This is a genomic window from Psychroflexus torquis ATCC 700755 (genome assembly GCF_000153485.2).
Lineage (GTDB): Bacteria > Bacteroidota > Bacteroidia > Flavobacteriales > Flavobacteriaceae > Psychroflexus > Psychroflexus torquis.
Map to the genome: position 1 here is coordinate 2,259,405 of NC_018721.1, position 21,065 is coordinate 2,280,469.

The 21,065-nt window shown below is 33.0% G+C and carries 17 protein-coding genes, 1 tRNA gene and 1 pseudogene; 9 read left to right on the top strand and 10 right to left on the bottom strand.

From position 1 onward, the window contains the following. The first annotated feature begins 49 nt into the window (after positions 1–49). Genes P700755_RS09615 through hemE form a run of 5 tightly spaced genes read left to right on the top strand, consistent with a single transcriptional unit; the run spans position 50 to position 4,896 of the window. The gene (locus P700755_RS09615; RefSeq protein ID WP_015024475.1) at positions 50–595 is read left to right on the top strand and encodes a CopD family protein; all 546 of its coding nucleotides are present in this window, start codon (positions 50–52) and stop codon (positions 593–595) included. Beyond that, entirely contained in the window at positions 595–2,061 is a 1,467-nt protein-coding gene (locus P700755_RS09620; protein WP_015024476.1) for a sensor histidine kinase, read from the top strand. The genes P700755_RS09615 and P700755_RS09620 overlap by 1 nt, the downstream gene beginning before the upstream one ends. Next, a complete protein-coding gene (locus tag P700755_RS09625) occupies positions 2,051–2,827 on the top strand; it encodes an enoyl-CoA hydratase/isomerase family protein (RefSeq protein WP_015024477.1) in 777 nt (258 codons plus the stop codon). The genes P700755_RS09620 and P700755_RS09625 overlap by 11 nt, the downstream gene beginning before the upstream one ends. A 9-nt stretch (positions 2,828–2,836) precedes the next feature. Continuing rightward, a complete protein-coding gene (gene hemB / locus P700755_RS09630) occupies positions 2,837–3,823 on the top strand; it encodes a porphobilinogen synthase (protein ID WP_015024478.1) in 987 nt (328 codons plus the stop codon). A 50-nt stretch (positions 3,824–3,873) separates the two neighbouring features. Beyond that, on the top strand, positions 3,874–4,896 hold the full coding sequence (gene hemE, locus P700755_RS09635; protein ID WP_015024479.1) for a uroporphyrinogen decarboxylase: 1,023 nt from the start codon (positions 3,874–3,876) through the stop codon (positions 4,894–4,896). A gap of 464 nt (positions 4,897–5,360) precedes the next feature. Here hemE and P700755_RS09640 read toward each other — a convergent pair whose 3' ends face one another. Next, positions 5,361–6,758 (bottom strand): dipeptidase, encoded by a 1,398-nt coding sequence (locus P700755_RS09640; RefSeq protein WP_015024480.1) that lies wholly within the window; start codon positions 6,756–6,758, stop codon positions 5,361–5,363. 237 nt (positions 6,759–6,995) lie between these two features. Here P700755_RS09640 and P700755_RS09645 point away from each other — a divergent pair. From P700755_RS09645 to P700755_RS09660, 3 genes and pseudogenes are all read left to right on the top strand, one after another. Continuing rightward, positions 6,996–7,077: transfer RNA gene (locus P700755_RS09645), tRNA-Leu, on the top strand. Positions 7,078–7,954: 877 nt separating this feature from the next. Further along, a pseudogene (locus P700755_RS19970) lies at positions 7,955–8,157 on the top strand (integrase core domain-containing protein); the annotation flags it as partial. A gap of 457 nt (positions 8,158–8,614) precedes the next feature. Beyond that, a complete protein-coding gene (locus P700755_RS09660) occupies positions 8,615–9,118 on the top strand; it encodes a protein-tyrosine phosphatase family protein (protein WP_086000789.1) in 504 nt (167 codons plus the stop codon). Positions 9,119–9,120: 2 nt separating this feature from the next. Here the strand turns inward: P700755_RS09660 and P700755_RS09665 are convergent, their stop codons facing one another. The 4 genes from P700755_RS09665 to P700755_RS09680 form a co-directional block, all read right to left on the bottom strand. Beyond that, a complete protein-coding gene (locus P700755_RS09665; RefSeq protein ID WP_015024484.1) occupies positions 9,121–9,861 on the bottom strand; it encodes a hypothetical protein in 741 nt (246 codons plus the stop codon). A 48-nt stretch (positions 9,862–9,909) separates the two neighbouring features. Then, positions 9,910–11,181 carry a hypothetical protein gene (locus P700755_RS09670; protein WP_015024485.1) on the bottom strand — a complete coding sequence of 424 codons (1,272 nt, stop codon included), beginning with the start codon at positions 11,179–11,181 and terminating at the stop codon, positions 9,910–9,912. 249 nt (positions 11,182–11,430) lie between these two features. Beyond that, positions 11,431–11,805 carry a PH domain-containing protein gene (locus P700755_RS09675; protein ID WP_015024486.1) on the bottom strand — a complete coding sequence of 125 codons (375 nt, stop codon included), beginning with the start codon at positions 11,803–11,805 and terminating at the stop codon, positions 11,431–11,433. Positions 11,806–11,811: 6 nt separating this feature from the next. Then, positions 11,812–12,144 carry a hypothetical protein gene (locus tag P700755_RS09680; RefSeq protein WP_015024487.1) on the bottom strand — a complete coding sequence of 111 codons (333 nt, stop codon included), beginning with the start codon at positions 12,142–12,144 and terminating at the stop codon, positions 11,812–11,814. A 504-nt stretch (positions 12,145–12,648) separates the two neighbouring features. Here P700755_RS09680 and P700755_RS09685 point away from each other — a divergent pair. Beyond that, the gene (locus tag P700755_RS09685) at positions 12,649–13,032 is read left to right on the top strand and encodes a TraR/DksA C4-type zinc finger protein (protein ID WP_015024488.1); all 384 of its coding nucleotides are present in this window, start codon (positions 12,649–12,651) and stop codon (positions 13,030–13,032) included. Between the two features lie 79 nt (positions 13,033–13,111). Here the strand turns inward: P700755_RS09685 and P700755_RS09690 are convergent, their stop codons facing one another. From P700755_RS09690 to P700755_RS09710, 5 genes are read right to left on the bottom strand one after another with little or no spacing between them, the layout of a single operon-like run. After that, positions 13,112–15,082, bottom strand: coding sequence for a response regulator (locus P700755_RS09690; protein WP_015024489.1), 1,971 nt, complete (start codon positions 15,080–15,082; stop codon positions 13,112–13,114). 2 nt (positions 15,083–15,084) lie between these two features. Then, entirely contained in the window at positions 15,085–17,682 is a 2,598-nt protein-coding gene (locus P700755_RS09695; protein WP_015024490.1) for a type IV secretory system conjugative DNA transfer family protein, read from the bottom strand. After that, positions 17,675–18,418: a hypothetical protein gene (locus tag P700755_RS09700; protein ID WP_015024491.1), complete on the bottom strand. Its 744-nt coding sequence runs from the start codon at positions 18,416–18,418 to the stop codon at positions 17,675–17,677. Before P700755_RS09700 ends, P700755_RS09695 begins: the two co-directional genes overlap by 8 nt. 7 nt (positions 18,419–18,425) lie before the next feature. Then, positions 18,426–20,408 carry a hypothetical protein gene (locus P700755_RS09705; protein WP_015024492.1) on the bottom strand — a complete coding sequence of 661 codons (1,983 nt, stop codon included), beginning with the start codon at positions 20,406–20,408 and terminating at the stop codon, positions 18,426–18,428. A gap of 5 nt (positions 20,409–20,413) precedes the next feature. After that, positions 20,414–21,061, bottom strand: coding sequence for a hypothetical protein (locus P700755_RS09710; RefSeq protein WP_015024493.1), 648 nt, complete (start codon positions 21,059–21,061; stop codon positions 20,414–20,416). Positions 21,062–21,065 lie beyond the last annotated feature (4 nt).

Here is a 21,065-nt window from a genome sequence, read left to right on the forward strand (position 1 = left end):
TTCAAGATGCATTGTTTATCTTTGGACTCTAAATTAATCGAGTACAGCTGTGGACTATAATTACATCAAATCTCTTCATCTTATTTTCGTAATCACTTGGTTTGCGGGATTGTTTTATGTACCCCGTTTGTTCATATATCATATCGAAGCCCGGCAAAAGCCACAGCCAGATAGAGATATCTTAAGTGAACAGCTTAAGATCATGGCCAAACGCTTATGGTATATCATTACTTGGCCTTCGGCTGTATTGTCCACTATTTTTGCCGTTTGGCTTTTAATTCTTGTGCCAGGATGGTTAGAACAAGGGTGGATGCACGTGAAGCTTGTCTTTGTTGGTTTATTGTTTGCTTACCACATCAAAAATCAATTTATCTTTAAACAGTTTCAAAACGATGATATCCGCTGGACTTCTAATGGAATGCGACTTTGGAATGAAGGACCCACTCTTATCTTGTTTGCTATTGTTTTTCTAGTGATCTTGAAAAACTCCATCAGTTGGATATGGGCCTTGTTAGGTCTTCTTGGTTTAGGCGTCATACTTATGTTAGGCGTTAAACTTTATAAGCGAATTAGGAATCCAAAGCCTTCGGTTTGATGTTCAATTATAAAAAATCTTTACGTACTCGTATTTTTATTTCTATGATTGCTCTGGTTGTCGCTGCCTCTATACTTATTGCAGGGGTAACCATTTATCAGTTTACACAGGAGGCCAAAGAGTTGCATCGCGAAAAACTCAACCGCAAAGAAAACGCGATCCGTGCCAATATCAACTATGTCCTAAGAACGACGACTTATCCAGTAGATACTAAAAATCTATCCCTTATTTTCAAAGAAAAGATCTACGAGATTCAAGATATTCATAATACTGAAATCAATATCTACGATCTTGATGGGTACCTTTTGAAATCTTCGTTTGCGACGTTTTATATGGATTCTGTAGAAACGCGAATGGAGCCTGAAAAAGTAGAATCCCTCGAAAATTCTGCTGAAAAAAAATACGTTGATAATTTCAAAATCAATGATCAAAATTATCAATCGTCCTATACTTATATTTTAGATAATTATTTTAAGCCTATAGGGATTTTGAACCTACCTTATATCGAAGATGACGGCTTTTTAGAACAAGAGCTTCGTGGATTTTTGATTCTTCTTTCTCAAGTATATTTGATTATGCTTATATCTGCCATAGTTCTCGCCTATTTCTTATCTAAATACATCACCAGGTCTTTACAAAGTGTAAGTCAAAAAATTATAAAAACACGTCTAGACCAACCAAATCCTAAAATTTCTTTGGAAGAAATCAGTTATGAAATAAGACCACTCATCAAGGCCTATAACGAAATGATTGATGAACTTGAGATCAGCGCTTTAAAGTTAGCCAAAACAGAAAGGGAAGAAGCTTGGAGGCAAATGGCTAGGCAAGTGGCTCATGAGATTAAAAACCCATTGACCCCGATGCGTTTAAGCATGCAAAGTTTTGAGAGAAAATTTAATCCAAATGATCCCCAAATTAAAGAACGGGTTAATGAATTTTCTAAAACTATTGTTCAACAAATCGATAATTTGAGTGCTATTGCTAGTGCCTTTTCAGACTTTGCAAAAATGCCTGCTCAACAAAATGAAACTCTTAATGCTGTTGAAATTCTAAGATTAGCCTTGGAAATTTTTAATGAAAATCATATTCACTTTAATCCTGAAAAAGAGAATATAAAAATTAAGTTTGATAGAAACCAACTGATAAGGATCATTACTAATTTGGTCAAAAATGCCTTGCAAGCGACGGAACATCTAGAAAATCCCGTTATAGAAGTTAAGATTTCTACCCAAGAAGATGATGTAATGATAAGCGTTGAAGATAATGGAAGCGGAATTCCAATAGACATGCAAGAGCGTATTTTTGAGCCGAGGTTTACAACCAAATCTAGCGGAATGGGTTTAGGCTTAGGAATGGTTAAAAATATCATTGAAACTTATAAAGGAGATATAAAACTGACCTCAAAACTTGAGGAAGGCACTATCTTTACACTTAAACTACCAAAATCCAATACTCATGACATTTGAAAATTTACAAGTTGATATTGAAAACCGCATTGCAACAGTGCGAATTGATAGACCTAAAAAACTAAATGCACTCAATCGTGAGACTATTGAAGAGTTACACCAGGCTTTTAAAGCTTTACTAAGCGATGAAGACACAGCTGTGGTTATTCTAACTGGTAGTGGAGAAAAGGCTTTTGTCGCTGGTGCAGATATTTCAGAGTTTTCAGACTATTCTGTGAAAGAAGGGAAGGACCTAGCAGCCAAAGGCCAAGAGACAGTATTCGATTACATCTCTAATTTTCCAAAACCAGTTATTGCAGCCGTCAATGGTTTTGCTTTGGGAGGTGGCTTGGAGTTGGCCATGTCTGCCCATTTTAGAGTGGCTAGTGATAATGCAAAACTGGGACTTCCAGAAACTTCACTAGGGGTTATTCCTGGTTATGGAGGCACACAGCGCTTGCCACAATTAGTAGGTAAAGGTAGAGCTATGGAAATGATTATGACGGCAGGAATGATCGATGCCACTACCGCAAAAGACTATGGATTGGTCAATCATGTGACGACGATTGAAGAGTTGTTACCACTAGCTCATAAACTAGCTGGAAAAATCCTTAATAATTCTATGGTAGCCATTTCTTCTGCTATCGCAGCTGTGAACGATAATTATAAAGATGGTGTGAATGGATTTGATACAGAAATTGAAAATTTCGGAACATCTTTTGGTACTGATGATTTTAAAGAAGGCACCCAGGCTTTTTTAAACAAACGCAAAGCAAATTTTAAATAAATACCTTTTATGTTTCCATTGCAAAGACACCGTCGCTTAAGACAAAACGATTCTATACGATCGCTGATAAGAGAAACCCATTTAAGCCCAACTGATTTTATTGTCCCCTTATTTGTAGTTGAGGGAAAAGGCGTAAAAGATGAAATCGATTCCATGCCTAATTATTATAGGTTTAGTTTGGATTTGCTCGCCAAGGAAGTCAAAGAACTTTGGCAAATGGGATTGAAGTCAGTTTTGCTTTTTGTAAAAGTCGAAGACGCTTTAAAAGACAATCGTGGTGTAGAAGCTACAAACCCTGATGGATTGATGCAGCGAGCGATAAAGACCGTAAAGAATGCAGCTCCCGAAATGTTGGTTATGACCGATGTGGCTTTAGATCCCTACTCTATTTATGGACACGACGGTATTGTCGATCAAGGGAAAATAGTAAACGATAGAACCAATTCTTTTCTTGCTCAAATGGCTCTAAGCCATGCTCAAGCTGGAGCCAATTTTGTTGCCCCTAGCGATATGATGGATGGAAGAATCTTAGAGATTCGAAGTGTTTTGGAAGATGCTCATTTTATGGATACCGGCATTATGAGCTATTCAGCTAAGTTTGCCTCTGCTTTTTATGGTCCATTTAGAGATGCTCTAGATTCTGCTCCAGTGGATGTTAAAGGTATTCCTAAGGATAAGAAGACGTATCAAATGGATTTTGCCAATAGGAGTGAAGCTTTAAAAGAGACCTTTTCAGATATCGATGAAGGGGCAGATATCGTGATGGTAAAACCAGGACTTTGTTACCTGGATATTGTAAGAGATATAGCTAATGAAGTGGAAGTGCCTGTGGCTGTTTATCAAGTGAGTGGAGAATATGCAATGCTAAAAGCGGCTTCAGCCAGAGGCTGGTTAGATCATGATGCTGTGATGCTAGAACAACTCACAGCTATTAAGAGAGCAGGGGCTAGTATGATTGCAAGTTATTTTGCTAAAGATGCGGTCAAATTACTATAGGCTTTTATTTTTTCTGAATTAGATTCCAATAGATTACCAATACAAAATCAATGATTAAAAACGATTTATTTTTAAAAGCTTTACGAGGAGAAACTGTTGAACGGCCTCCAGTTTGGATGATGAGACAAGCGGGGCGTTATCTTCCAGATTTTATGAAGCTAAAAGCCAAATATGATTTCTTTACGCGCTGCAGAACATCAGAGCTAGCCACAGAAATTACAGTGATGCCAATTCACCAAGTCGGTACCGATGCCGCTATATTGTTTAGCGATATTTTGGTAGTGCCGCAAGCGATGAATATAGAAGTGCAAATGAAACCTAATTTTGGGCCATGGCTTCCCAATCCTATACGAGATCGTAAAAGTTTAGATCAAGTGATTGTCCCCGATGTTTATGAAGAATTGGGATACGTCTACGAGGCGATAAAAATGACCAAGAAAGAATTGAACGATGAGGTTCCTTTAATCGGTTTTGCAGGCTCTCCCTGGACTATTTTCTGCTATTGTGTACAAGGACAAGGCTCCAAAAATTTTGACAAGGCCAAAGAGTTCTGTTTTACAGAACCTCAAATGGCCCATGAACTTCTTCAAAAAATCACAGATACGACTATTGCTTACCTCAAAGGAAAAGTTGAAGCTGGTGTAGACGCTGTTCAAGTTTTTGATTCTTGGGGTGGAATGCTATCACCAGTAGATTATCAAGAATTTTCTTGGCCATATATCCAGCAGATTATAGATGCCTTGAAAGATATGATCCCTGTAATTGCTTTTGGGAAAGGCTGCTGGTTTGCTTTGGATGTCATGGCAAAATCTGGGGCTTCAGCGCTTGGTGTGGACTGGACTTGCTCAGGTCGAAACGCTAGATATTTATCCGGCGGAAATATAACATTGCAGGGAAATTTTGATCCTTCTAGATTATTTTCTCCTCCCAAAGACATCAAACGAATGGTTCATGAAATGATCGACGAGTTTGGAAAAGACCGCTACATCGTGAATTTAGGACATGGTATTTTACCCAATATTCCCGTAGAAAATGCAAAAGCTTTTGTAGAGGCAGTTAAGGAGTACAAGTAGACATTTAATTATAATTTATAACAGCCCTCTTTTAGTCTTTAGAAGAGGGTTTTCTATTTCTTTTGATTTTGATTCAATTGGCCTAAAGGTACCGACATCCAGCTTTGACCTCTTTTATAAACTTATGTGGCGTCTCAACATCTCGGTCTTACTGAAGTCGGCGTGTCAACCCAACTAAGTTTCTTTGGAAATACGAAGAGTTCTAAAGAGATTAAAATGCAAATTGATAGATTTATAAGTCTATAAACATAGCTTAGAATAAAACCTATAAACCAAGAAGAACGTAAAGCCTGCGTTAGGGATAGCAGTGGAAAGCCTATAAAGAAAAGCCTTTAAAAATAAAGCCTAGCCAAGCGACTAAGAGAAGCTCTGGGTAGGTTTATATTTTTTTAGGTTTTACTGAAATAGCTTGGAACATATAGCCCGACCTTCCCCAATCTAATGGGGAGGGCAACGCCCATAATTTAGTGATTTGTTTCTGTGTAGAGTTTTGTAAAATGCTTGTAGAAATATGGAATGGTCTCAATCCCTTTTAAGTAATTCCAAATCCCAAAATGCTCATTTGGAGAATGTATGGCATCGGAGTTAAGTCCAAACCCCATTAAGACGGTTTTACTTTGCAAATACTTTTCAAATAAGGAGACAATGGGAATGCTTCCACCGCTGCGTTGTGGGACAGCCGCTTTGCCAAAGACATCGTGGAAAGCAAGATCTGCAGCTTTATACTCGATACTGTCTATAGGAGTGACATAGCCTTGGCCACCGTGATGAGGGGTCACTTTCACCTTTACACTTTTTGGAGCGATGTTTTCGAAATGAGTTTTGAAAAGGTCCGTGATTTCTCTCCAATCTTGATTGGGAACTAATCGCATAGATATTTTGGCAAAGGCCTTACTTGGAATTACAGTTTTGGCGCCCTCTCCAGTATAGCCTCCCCAAATTCCATTGACATCTAGAGCAGGTCGAATGGAATTGCGCTCATTGGTTGAGTATCCATTTTCACCGTGAACATCATTAATGCCGATATGATTTTTATACTCTTCAAGATCGAAAGGGGCTTCCGCCATTTTTTCTCGTTCTAGCTCGCTCAACACGTCTACTTTATCATAAAATCCAGGGATGGTGATGTGATTGTCGTCATCATGAAGCGAAGCGATCATTTTTGATAAAATATTAATAGGATTGGCTACTGCTCCGCCGTACAGTCCAGAGTGTAAATCACGGTTTGAACTTTCGACTTCAACTTCAACATAGCTCAAACCCCTCAACCCAGTGGTGATAGAAGGAACTTCCTTGCTAATCATTCCTGTATCTGAAATCAAGACCACATCGTTGGTCAGTTTGTCTTGGTTGTGTTCTAAATACCACTCCAGACTCACACTTCCAACTTCTTCTTCGCCTTCGATCATAAATTTTACGTTGCAAGGCAATTCATCATTTTGAATCATGATTTCAAGCGCTTTCACGTGCATATACATTTGGCCTTTATCATCGCAAGCTCCTCTAGCAAATATAGCTCCCTCGGGATGGATCTCTGTTTTCTTGATCACAGGATCAAAAGGAGGGCTGCTCCATAAATCGAGAGGATCTGGGGGTTGCACGTCGTAATGTCCATAAACTAAAACCGTAGGCAGGGACTCGTCTATAATTTTTTCTCCATAAACAATTGGATTTCCTGGGGTTTCACAGATTTCAACTTTATCACATCCCGCAGCTTCCAAATTTATCTTTACGGCATCAGCAGTCAACAAAACTTCTTTTTTAAAATTAGGATCAGCGCTGACGGAAGGAATTTTAAGTAATTCCACTAACTCATCAATGAATCTTTGTCGGTGTTTATCTATATAAGTATTAATATTCATAGGTTTTTTTTAGAGTTTTTACAATATAAATTATTTTCTCGAAACATGATTTGAAAGTTGTATATATTATTTATATTTGCAATCGCAAAAGTAAACTCAATTATTAGATTATCAATTGCGAGTGTTGTGATCCCTAAGTGTTGGGAAGTAGACACGTTAAAAATACCAAATACAATTGCGGGCGTGGTGGCCCCGAAGTGTCGGGAGATAGACACGTTAGAAATACCAAATACAATTGCGGGCGTGGTGGAATTGGTAGACACGCTAGACTTAGGATCTAGTGCCGCGAGGTGTGAGAGTTCGAGTCTCTCCGCCCGTACTTTTAAGCTCTAATGACTTTAAAAAAGTCATTAGAGCTTTTTTAATAAATAGAGGAGTGGAGTTCGTTCCGATAGCAACCGGAACTCCGCCCGTACTTAACGAAAAGCTTCTCTTAACTGGGAAGCTTTTTTTATGCTTAAAATTTAATAGAGGAGTGGAGTTCGTTCCGATAGCTATCGGAACTCCGCCCGTACTTAACGAAAAGCTTCTCTTAACCGGGGAGCTTTTTTTATGCTTAAAATTTAATAGAGGAGTGAAGTTCGTTCAGGGAGCTATCGGAACTCCGCCCGTACAACTAAAGCTTCTCTTAATCGAGGAGCTTTTTTTATTTATAAGGTACAACAAATTAAGTCTAACCCTTACGTTTTAATATAGCCTAATTCTCGATTGATCTATAAAGGAATGTCATTTAGATCATTATATTTAATAGTATAAACACCCATTGATTTGCATTCTTTTTGAAACACCACTGGTAATAAATCTTTGTTTTCGTAGAAAATAAAAACCTTCTTACTTAATGCCATACAAAACCCTACAAATGTAAAAACAGAGTTTGGTCTTGAGTATTCCGATTGAGGCACTATAATAATAACATTCGAAGATTGCCTAATGTATTTTATAAATTCAAGATTAAATTTTTCATTATCACCAACATTTGAATCAAAACCAGCATCCTTTCTTTAGGGTAAATTAATATTCTAGATTTAGCTCTATCTTTTTGATACTTCCCATCAAAATGGACATTAAGTTTTTTAATTTCTATTGGGTTTAATTCCATGAGGCTTGCCTCGTGTTTTAGGAAAGTTTGAAAACGGATGTTTTTCATCAATCAAAAACGACCCTTTAAATGCTTCGAAGGCTTGCCCCGAAGATTCTTTACTCTTAAAGTAACCCAGAGTATGAGTAGAAAGGGGAATTGCTAGGACAACGCTGTAGTTGAAAGTTTTTTTAAAACAATCAAATACGAAAGGATATATCAATTTAAATTTATATCGTATAATCAATTATAGAAGACTATATTCATTGGTATAATAACGAAAGACGCCATTTTAGTTTAGGATATCTCTCACTTCCATAAGGGGAAATAAAATTGAGAGAATTTATTAAAAAAGTAGCTTAAAAAAATTAGTCACAAATTTACTAGCTATTTCATTTTTAAATTAATAGATGTTTTTAGGTAGCACATTACTATTATTTTGTGATTAATTATTGAACATATGTTGCAGTCTTGAAAGTTGTTGAGGGTCACAATTGCGGGGGCTGGAATCCCTCTTTCTTTGCAAAAAAACCTTGCAATCGTACAATTGTAAAGTTTTTATATTTACGGGTGTTGTATTAAGTCTTGTTTTATTGAATTTTTTTTATCAGAGTGAAATAATTTCACATCTATCTTATAAACTTATTACAAAAAATTCAATTTTATTTTTTAAATAAAACAAAGCTTTAAATTTTTTAGTACACAATCGCAAATTTCATATTTTTACAATGATGACAAACTTTAATTTTATTGATTAATATGAAGAAAGAAACTTTGAATGGCAATAATTTATATGCAATTATTTGAAGTTAGCAAAATCAATAACTGTAGAATTTATATTTCTTCTTGTCCAGAAGTAAGTGAAAATGGAAGCATAAAACTACCAAAATTTAATGATTTAGAAATTGTTTTAATCTCACTTCTAGAAAATAGAGAAGCTAAATTTTTAAAATTAGAAGATGAATCTGAAGAGGCTAAAAAAGTATATTCAGAGTTTATACATTTTCCAATACCTGATATGGGAATTCCTGTTTATAAAGATTTTGTAACTTTCATAGATTTGATGTTTTTTAAAACACAACATTCAAAAAAAATTATTATTCATTGTAAACATGGCATAGGTCGCTCAGGGCTTATAGCTCTTGGTTTAATGGTTAAGGATGGAAGTGATTTAATTGAAAGTATAAAAAAAATATCAAAAATAAGGGGCTACGATATACCTCAGTCTAGGTCGCAGAGGAAGTTACTTTCGTATTACGCCACTAATCGAAATAAAACGTAGAATTAGATAGATAACTCCCCGCTTGTATAATCTGATAATTCATACCCGTTATTAGCAAAGTATGCTGTCCAAAATTCTTTTACTGAGTTAAACTTTTTAGGTCCAAGTTTTACATTAGCACCAGTAGATACATACACACTAATTTTTCCTTTTGCAGTAATAGATGGAGCATTTTTAATTTCATCTATTAAGTTAGCACTCTTTTCAACTAGGCTTTCCATATTAAATACTTCGCTATAGTTAAGCATATCCGAAAATATCATTACGGTTGTAGTAGTAGCCTTATATCTTTCTATTTGACCAAGAGATCCAAAGATGTCTGTGTGAGTTGCATACTCTTTTCTTTCATTGATTTTAGCCATGACTTTTTGCTTAAAACCAGCCTTAAGCTCTTCTATAAACTCTTTCTTTTTGCGTTGTGCCATTTTGTCTCTTACGGTCATTGGTAGCGATGGATTGATAAAACTAATTTCAGATAAATCCATGTCAAATAATGGTGCTGCTGCTGTCTGTGATCCATTGTCAATTGCTAATACTACAATAGATGTAGACTCATCCATCTTACTAATAGCTTCCTTTACAATGTTGTCTAGAAAAAGGTTTAAATTATTTTCCTTTGTGCTACTAGAAATATCTAGCAAACATACAATCGATTTTTTGTCTTGAGACTTAGAAGACTTATTATCAGGGTCACAGGAAAAGATGTTTAACGATACAAGTAATGAAATTAAAAAGATTTTCATAATATTATGTTTAGAGTGAATAATTTATTTGAAATTAATTTATAAGTTTTATTGCATTAAGGTATCAATCTGATTATCGATAGATTGCTTTTCTTCAGTTTCATCACTGTCTAAGCCATCTAAATTTTTAGATTCATCCTTAGGAGTATCAAGATCTTTGTACAATTCTTTAAGAGAGTAGTTTACTTTAATGGATACATCGTCAAAGCGTTCCAGTAATTCAATTATGCCTTTTCGGTTTTTTATTGCATAAGCTATTAGTGTGTTATCCACCATTGCTATATCTTGGTATTTACTATAGATGTCAGCATCTACTTTAAAACCTGGAGTAGCTCTCTCGGCTTTAAATGAGGTATAAAGTTCTTTGTTTTGCTCATCAATTTTTTCACCATAGACACGCATAAGGTCAAGACCCAGCTGATGTGTATACTCAATTTCTACACCTATTCTATTTTCTATAGAAGCACGAGCATCTGCAAAAAACTTCATAATACTTTCTTGACGAGTAATATTCTTTTTCCACTTTGTATAAGCGCTTAATTTAGTTGATGCAACCTTATGCGTCTTCTTTACCATGGCAAGTAATATTGCCATTGAAAAAGTGAAAATCATAGCCATTATTGATACGGCGTGACCCCCTTTTTCAATGACCTCATTTAGGGCCGTATCTTGACCATTACTTAAGTTAAAAGCTGTATTGGTACCTTCTATTATATACATACGACCGAGGCCAGCAAATAGTAAAAAAACAGTGCTTAGAGCAATTAACACGAGCCCTAGAATAAGTTCTAGTTTAGCTTGATTGAGCTGAAAATCAGTAATTTTATTATCTTTGTGTTTTTGACGCGCCTCTATAATTTTATAGGAATAATCTAAGCCATACGAATAAGTTAATAATACAAAAACCGCAAAAACTATTGATAGTGCTGCAGCGCCAGTGGTTCCAAAAGGTCCTACCAAGCTTTCAGAAATCATTAAGTAAAGAACAATTTCAGAAAGTATAAATCCAACAATAACTGCCTTTAAGGACAGGTTTCCTCTTTTGCTTTTTGCAATCTCGTCATTTGTAAAGGCTGGCTGTGCTAGATAGCTTTTATTCCCCCAGGAGTCTGTTACTATATACGACTCTATTAAAGAGGTCTTCAATTGATCTAATTCTGTACGCATTGTTCTAGCTTCTACAACGAGTTTACCTGCAAATCGCTGCACATTTTCCACAGCAGATGATATAAGTGTCTCAGTCTCTAACCACATCTTAAAGTCTAAAGATTTAGTTTGGTTTAACTTATTGCGCTTTAGCATCGTAAATATCCAGTTCATAATTTTATGTTTTTAAGGTTTGTTTTTAGCATTGATTTTTTTGATAATCCAAATAATTGATTGTTCTAGTTTTCCCCCGTTTCCTTAGTTATATTAACAAAACAAATAGAAGCGTCATTAATGTTGTTTGACACACACTAAACCAAAGAGGTATACTATGATTTTTAATGCTTTTTCTGTTCTTGATACCTTTCATAGCTTTTGTTTCTAATTACATTACAATGATATAGGCTAACCAGTTTTCCATAATTAGTTCATCTTAATTTGCTGGATAGTTTTTTTAAATTGGTTAGGTTGTTCAATGCCATCTAAATAGTACCTAGCCCCGCCAGTACCTATTAAAGTTATTTTACCATACCCAAGCATCTTTTGAAAAATAGATTGATACATTGTTACAGACTCAATTTGATCTACACTAATCTCAATCGTCTTAACTAGAATTATTCCTTTTCGTATTATGATACGTTTGTTTGTAATAACGAATTTTTCAAGTTTGCTTTGTAGTAATGGAACTAAACCAAAACTCCAAAGGGTATGAAATTTAAAATAATTTGTCCAATGATGATGGGTCTCAAAAAGAACCGTCTCATTTTCTAATAATTGATTTTCTACAAATTGACTCATATATATTTATTTAAATAGATTTTTAATTATTTTATAAATCACAGCTAACACTAAAAATAAAGCGAATAGGGAGGTATAAACAGACCATTCCTCATTTGTGCTAGTAGTAAATAATTTTATAAAAAGAACAAAACTTATTATACTCAATACCGCATATAAAAATCGTTTACCTATTGCAAAGACACAGACTAGAACAAAAAAAAGAATAGCTATTGTAAATGGATCTAATTTTCCTAAAAATCCAAGTCGAATAATCAATAACGAGAATGAAACAAAACTTACTGTTTTGACTATTTTTGATATTGGGCTGGTCTTTTTTGTTCTGCTATTATTAAACATATCTTTCTTTTTAATTTTTCAAATATTAAATAAGTTCAGTTTCCTCGTTGATTCCTTATACTACATTAATAAAATAAACAGAGTTGTAATCTTATATTTAATGTTTTTCCTTTGTTGATGGTTTGAAAGTATTTGTTTCTAAATACATTACAAGAGTAAAGATTAATCAGTTTTCCCTATTTTATTCATTCAAACTTAGAAAGTGAGAATTACTATTGGGCAAGCATACTTATGCCTTTAGTATTTCTCTTTTGTTAGAAAACATCAAGTCCATATATACGTTTTATGTAGATTTACTAATTAATTGCAATACCTACTAGTTGCTGAAGAACAGTAAGGATATCTCTACTTTGACCCTCTACAGTTTTTTAGTGCTTCTAGTTTTGTTATATTGAAATCAGGAATAACCTGATTGAGTTAGATTTTTTTGAAATCACTTTTAATTTCAGTTATGGGTATTGCTTTATTTCTCAATTTAACCAAAGCTTATAGTGCTTCTAAAAGTTGAGTTTAATTTTAAAAAGCAAAGTAGCAAAAGATGTGGTTTTCCCAAAAATATTCTACTTTTATAGAATGGAAAGATCTGGACAACAATGGAGTAGTTTTGTAAAAAAACAAAAAACCATTATTATAAAAAGAATAGAGAAATATAAAAACGTAGATACGGCAGTTGAAAGCCTAAAAGAGACTCGAGATTTAAGTCATTATCAATACTATAAATCGAATACTGTTTCCAAATATTTATTGCGTGCTATGGACAAAATCGAAGAAGGCACTTATGGTCTTTGTGATGTGTGTAAAAAAGAAATACCAAGAGCAAGATTAGAAATTGTGCCAGGCGCTTTAAGTTGTGTGGTTTGCGATAAGTTGAAAAAAATAGGAGTTTGATCTATTATATAAATGTCTTTCTGAATTTTGTTCATAGAAAATTAAATAGGATTCATTTAAACTATCTCACTAACATTCATTAAATATCCATATCCAATTCCATAAACTGCTTATCTACTTCTGGTAAATAAGGAGCTATTTGTTGTTCAAAATAGTTCTGGGCAAATTCATCATTATACATAGCTTGTACATTTTCATAATGAAAACTATTTTTTTTATTATCTGTATAATCTTGAAATACGTGTATTAAAAAATCACCTAAATCTTTAAAATTCCAAATACTTGAATCTATTGGTATAATGAGATTACACAATTTGAAATCTTTCTCCTTGTAATCAAAATAGGTTTTAATAAAATTAAAAAGTGCAGGATGTCTTTCTGAAACTGTGATATCTTTTAGTTTATCTAAAAGAACTTTACCGTGTTGCTCGTTCCATTCGTCAATTATGACACTTTCGTGAGGCCACAATTTATCCAAATCTAATTGCCGGCATTCAACATCTCTTTCTGTTTTTATTGTTTTGAAATGTAATCCTGTAGAGTTAATTCTACTCAAATTACAGTCAATCCCGCAGTCGTTTAACACGTTTTCATATTCCCCTTGTTCCGCATTACTTAGAAAAAGTCTGTTTTTATTTTTGAGTGCAAGCCACAAATAAATTCTTCTTAATGTAAGTATGTTAATGTGAACATTATCAATTGTAGTCATATCAAAATTATCCTCTTGTCTTTGAGTAGGAATAGAAAATGTTTGTTTAAGTTCTTTATTTATAAATAATCTCAAGTTTCTGTCAGCTATTGCAACTTGTTCTGAATATCGATCCTTACCTAGCGCGTGCAAATTAGCCTTAAACATTCTCCATTTATATATTGTCTTATTTGGACCAAATAAATAATGAATAGAGCGTTCACGTCTTTTGACATCTGCAAACATTCTGGTAAGCATAGTATCCACTTCACTATCTGTATCAAATGAGTACAACTGTTTTTTTGAAAGAACAAACTTCATTTCAATATCTAATAATTCACTTATTCCTTTACGTCCCATTCCTGTGATGATGGTATAACTGGTTAAGGGATGGTTTTTTTGAAGCTCTTCGATAATATCTACACCGTGAACGGCTTGTGCAAAACCATTTTCGTCATTAAGTCGCAAATCCACAAGAACTAGTTGATACTCATTTTTTGAACTTTTTAGTTCTGCAAGTGCCTCTTCACCATTGGTAAAAGAAAACAGTGTTTTTTCTTTTTCAAAATAGCCTTTACGCGCTGTTAAAGATTTTTCAAGGACTTGAAGGTGTTCTTCATTATCTTCTATAATTAATAAATTCATATTAGACGGCACTTTAATCTCACTTGGCTTGTGTGGTCTTAACTCTTTTAAGCGATCAATTATTTTTTCCTGTAAGGCTTTTGCAAAAGTGGAAACATTAGTGTCTTCATTATATAATGCTATACATTCCATCACCTCTTTGCCTACGGTATCAGATAATGACTTAACCCGTTTTAATATTTTTTCTAGGTTAGTGCGACTGCTTTCATTTTGTGATATAATGGTTGTTAGGTCGTGGGATATTTCGTCTACAATACCAGAGCTTGTTAAGGCATACGCTTTTAAATATTTCCAACGGCTGTTACTAAAAGTACCGAAGGGAATTGTTTTTTCTTTTAAATTCATAAAGTCAAAATGGGGAAACTCTCTAACCAAGCTATTCATTTTCCCTGTAACCATTTTATCAAACATGGTTTGAGTAATTGCCGAAATAAACACAATCCCTGGAGCTTCTTTTTTTTTCCAATTTTCCAAAACCTCAAGCGCTATTTGATACCCAAAATATTCTTGAGTGTTCCACTCTAGAAATGGATCTATATAGATGCGCGTAAATGGAGCATCTCCACTTCCGTTTAAATCATTTTTCCTTAATTTGTAGTCGCTATTCTTACTGATAAAGCAACGATTTAAATCTGCGCTTTTAAATATTTTATTGTCTTTTATATGCGTTTTTAAAGCTTGTATTTGAGACGGGTTGCAAATAAAAAGTGGCTTCATAATTAGTAAGGAATTGAATTAAAAATAAATGGACTAACTCGCTTATTGTTATATTGAGTATTTAAAATGAACTTATAATTATCTAATTGCACAATATCTTGTTTCGTAAACTCAGGTTCTAAAAATGGTGCAATCATCTCAGCATCATAAGGAGAGACTGCTGCGGTGATTAAAGAGCCTACATTACCTAAAATATTTTTTGCGACTTTTTCATCCAGTTGAGCAAAGGTTTGGTTAGCCAATACCAATTGTAAATGATACTTACGCGCCTCTCCTAAGGCTGATACAATATCACTAGAAGTAAAGTTTTGAAATTCATCTACAAACAACGTGAAATCTTGCCTTTTTTCCTCTGGAATATTTTCCCGAGTGTATGCTGCCATTATCATTTTATTGAATAATAAACGCCCTATAAAATTAACACCTTCATCACCTAAGCGACCTTTGTTTAATTTAATTAAGAAAATCTTTTTACTATCAATCATCTCTCTAAAATTAAAAGAAGTCGTGGTATTACTAATTACTTTATTAATGAGCTCGTTATCTGTGAATCGGGTTAATTTACTGGTAATATAAGGTCCAAAATTCTCAAAACCTTGTTCGCCATTTGTAGCTTCAGCCATAGCAAAAAAATCTGTAACACGTTTGTTTTTACAATTTGTTAATAATTCCTTTCTTATAGATGTGCTTGTAAACACTTTTTCAATATGCTCCAGCAATGGTTTTTGGTAAACTTCCATTACTAGATAAGCTGCATTCTTAAAATAAACCTCAAACATTGGTCCACCAGCAGATTTCATATCATACAACTCTGCAAATATTTTGAGTAATTCGTTTACGATGAACGCCTTTTGCTCTGGAAAAGCTTTATCATATTCTAAAATGTTGAACCCAAATTCATTTTTTGGATTTGTTGGGTCAAAAAGTATCACATCATCCTTACGATTTTCAGGAATTGATTGAATTATTTTTTCATATATATCTCCATGCGGATCAATAAGTGCTAATCCATCGCCAGACTCCAAACGATTTTGAATCATTGCCTTTATAACACTAGTTTTCCCTGTACCTGTTTTACCAATGATATAGGTGTGTTTTTGAAATTGGTTAGGAGCTAATCCAACAGATTTATTATTCTTTTCACCTAAAGTAATATTGTTTTTGTTTAATGCGCTTGTTGGGATATTTTGATAAGACGACCTATTCGTTTTAAAAGTAGTTTGATGATCTTCATTAATTAATGGGATTTTCACCACCTTAACTAGGTCTTTTCTAGTTAATAAATATTGAATACGTTTATATTTCTCTAAATAGTCCCTCTCTTCATCCTCTTCACTAATATCTACCGGTGCGGTACCATTGTAAAAAATATTATTTATGAGTGTAAGTGTTGATTTAATATTTTTTTTGGGAACAATACACACCGTTTTAAGCGTAAACAAGTCTAGTTGGTGTTCTAAAAATCTTGTAGCATTTTCCTTATATAATAGTGTACTTTCTTCAGTAAAACTAACCTGCGCTTTTTTGATAAGATCTAGCTCTTCTATATCTAATTGTATTGCACTGAATGAATGTAATAAATATAAATCAGGTATTGCTCTTAAATGATGAAATAGAATATCCAATTTTTCATCATTATAGTCAAAGGGTAATGGGATACCACAGGAAACAATTTCATGAGATTTGTTTTTGAAACCTATTTTTTGATTATTGATTTCTATGATTTCTTGATCTCTATAAAATCCGAAAACTTCTGTTTCACTATTTGTTCTTCCTGCAACAATTAGTTCTAAGATTAATTTCAAACTAGTAACAGGGACAAATGCTGTTGGTTGATACACAAACGTAGTGTTAAAGAATGCAGATATATTAAAGAAGAAATCTCTGTATTTTAATAAGGCATCAGCTGCATTCTCTGCAGTTATTAAAAATTTAAAATAACACCCTATTTTACCTTTTTCATTGCGGTATATTTGAATGACTTGTACCCACGGAAAATATTGTAATACCTGAGAGAAATCTTTTACCCATGTTGTGTAAACACTATTATCTAAATCGGTAAGTATAGCATCCAATTTAAATGCAAACACTCCATGTACATAAGTTTTGTGTTCTACTATATGAAAATAAGGAGACTCTACTGCGCGCGACGTATAATCTTTTAAACTTTTAAGTTGTTGAGAAATATTTTCACGATGAGCCGCATCCGTAACCTGATTCATAAAAACCTGTACATCAAATACATCTTTATGAAAAACTTGTTCTGCGCCAAGAGCCAGGCATTCTTGCGCTATTGCATTTTCTTTAGAATCTGTAGAGCCTGTGAGTATAAAAACAGGTATCCAACCATATTTTTCTTTTAGTATTATTAAGCCTTCTTTTCCTTGAATTTTAGTGTCTGGGAAAGAAAGATCCAAGATAATGGCATCTATAGTACCATAATAATTATTAACTGTTTCAAGACCTTCTTCTACAGAAATTTCTGAAATGATGGAATAGTTATAATCATCTTCAAATATGGCTAATGCTGCCTCTATACTTGCTGCATTATCGTCTATATATAAAATGCATTTTTTTGAAAGGTTTAAGTCACTATTCATCTTTTAAGGCTAAGTATTGATTTTTTAATTGAGATAAAGTCTCTAAGTTAAAAGTTATTTGGTCTCGGTCAAAACTATTTAGATCAAATTCTTTTAAGATTATTAGTGTTTTATAAAGTGCCTTATGCTTTATCGAAAGCAAAGACCAATCTTTTGAGATTGAATCATAGTGTTCAAAGTAGCAAAGCAATTCAAAAACAACATAACTATCAAAAAACTCAACTTGCGTTTTATTAAATACAACTTTTACTTTTTCAAGCCTGTTTGGAAACTTAATGAGGTTACTTAATAGCGTATTTACAGGTAATATATATTTTGCTTGCAAATCGCTTGAACTACTATGATTTAGTACCGAAAGTTTATTTTTAATGAGTTTTCCCAAGAATTCAGCTTCATTTAATGGATTGACACCTAAAGCCATGTTTTTATCAAAATAGTATTCTATGAAAAATTGTAGCCAATTTAAATTTTCAATTTCGAGTGCTTCGCATATTGCAATTGGATTAAAGCAATCCAGCACTTCATTTTTTGATAATGTCGCTTTTGGAAATTCTTTTAATTTATTAGGCAAATGAATAAAGGTCACCTTGGGGCTACTTAGCAGCAAGATTAAGCCTCGCTTTTTCCATAATGAATTAGCCAAAAAACTACCAAATACAGGTTGTCTTTTTTTTAGTACAACATTATATACCGACTCAAAAGAATTTAAATTATTATCTGAGAATAAATAGTACAAGTTTTATCTAATTATTCAAAGATAGCTCTCTAATGAAAATTGAATTGCGAATAAGTTTACAGTTTTTATTCAAATCAAAGCTCTTATTGTGTCTAAAATTTTGTGTCTTAATTTTACTACCTCTTTCATTTAAAATTAATCTTCCATTTTCATCTTTGCTATAATCAGCTTTAAAATAGTCATTAGCCGATTTACCATTAGGGTAATGTAAAACGATATCTCTTTTACAAGTTATATCATTAGAAATAAATAATACCTTTTTATCGTTCTGCAAAAGATCTTTAATTAAAAACTTAAATACATTATCCGCATGAATAATAGTAGGGTTATTTCTTTGAATTAGTTCTTCATTTAATGCATTGGTTTTTCTTTTTGCAATTTCTTCACTACTAGCTGATGCTTGTTTTATTTTTAAGGAATAGTAAATATTATGCCTATCAAAATTATTTTCGATTGGTTCATATTCAGCTAAAAATTTTCTACTAATAGACGTATCAACTTCTTGATATAAATCTACAATTTTGCCAAGATTGAATAACTCTGACAGGAGTTCCGAACTATACCTGCTTACACGAGATAATTTTTTATTTTTTAATCCTTTATTTTTATGGGAATTTAAATAAACCTCTTTCATAACATCATCTATAACTACAATTTTTGCCGAACGTTCTTCCATTTTTAATATGGAATAGAAGTGTAAAATATAATCCTTTATATCTTTAGATGTATCACAAAAATAGTTTGAGTCAAATAATATGAAGTCATATTGATTAATATAATTCGGATTAATTTTCGGCAACAGATCATTTTTTACTCTGTAGTCAATCTCTTTAAAAACTAAACCTAATTCATCATTACTTAGTTTGACCAATAATTTCATCTTTTGGTACAAATCTAGTAAGGACTTTGAGGCATTAAAACCTCTATTGTCTACTCTTGGCTTAGTCCAGATGACATCTATATTGTAAGGCGATTTATTTAAAATATCATATGATTTAATTCTATCTGTTGCAGATGTTAACATGACAGGAATTGCAGGATTCCATTTTCTTATCATTTGTAATAAAACGGCACCTGATGTCTTTTCAATAGAAGTATTCTTTTCAAAATCGCCAAGTAATCTTAAATCTAAAAGTATAATATCTGGACTGTGATTTTTTATATCTTCAAAAGTAGCGCTATAATTTATTGTGTTTTCTCTATCACCAAGTGCTTCCGGTTTTACACCTGCTAATTGGTTACTGTCAATATTTAATAATTGTCTCATTAAATTAAACCAACCACGTCCATCTCCTTTGTCATCTACGTAAACAATTTTCTTGTTTGCTAATAATTTTGAGGTGGAGTTTCTTTTATTAATTAGTTTAGCTTGATACTCAAATACATTAAAATTTAAATCATACAGCATCTTTGCCTTTGAAAACTGTAAATTATTATGACCCAATTCTCCCTCACATCTTTTAAATACTTGCTGTAACAAATTTGCTAATATGTATATACCAAACTCATTAGAAAATGAATGAGAAATATCTGAAATTTTAAAATCTGGAGAAACAAAAGGTTTGTATTCTTTTATTAAAATTTCTTTATTCTTAATTACTTGGCTCTTTTTTAAAATATTTTCAAGTCGATCTAGTGTAAAAGGAATTTGAAGAAAGTAATTATCAGGTGCAAATAGGATATAATTTTCAGGGTTGTTTTGTAACAAGTATTCTCTTGTTACAAAACTTGTTGTAATAATTTTATTGCAATTATTTAAATGAACTCTTAGCCATTTTAATAAACTAACACCTTTAAAATCGCTATGATTATCCTTTTTCTGAAATTTATTCTCAGCGTTTAGAATTATTACATCTTCAGGTTCTAGTGCTAAAGTTTTAAATTCTTCAATAATTTCATAAAAACCTAAACTATTTATAATCTTTATTTGCTCCTGCAAAACCATAGACTGAACTAAATCGATAGAATTATTAACAACTATATATCTCATAAATACTAATTTAAATCAATTAACAAAGAATCTCTCAAATGCCTCAGTCTTGCCGTTTTTTCATCTTCCTTCGCATTATCCTTATCGTATTCTAACTCAAAATAGGGTTTTGCTAGTTCTTTTTCTTCTCCTTCAAACTCGTTTATTGTTAGAAGTGGCTTTCCTAGTAATTTGTAGAGTAGGGTTAGTTTTTGGTTTAAGTCGCTCGCATTTTTGTTTTCACCTTTTATTTCAGCTACCCAATTATTTAGTGCAGTTTCATTTGTAAGATAAAATGGTAGGTTTTGGTAATGCCTTGCTTGATTAGAACCTAACTCATGCATTCCATCAAACACCTTCTCGCTTCTATTTTCTTTAATCAAATCCGTTATTGCAGTAATGTCTTGCGACTGGTTAGAGTGCTGAACGATATAGAAATCACCTTTCTCGACTATTTCTTTCAGCAAAGGAATAATTACGTCAGAATTTTGTCTATTTAAAGTATTTGATTGACCATCATAAAGTATATATATATTGTGACTTCCAATCTCTTTTTTGTAACAAAAGGGTATTTCTTTATCCAGCAGTTTTAACCCTTGAATTAATCGTTTTACATCCAATTTTAATCCATGGATCCCAAGTTTACCTTTGTTTGTTATAAATACTAAATCCATATTA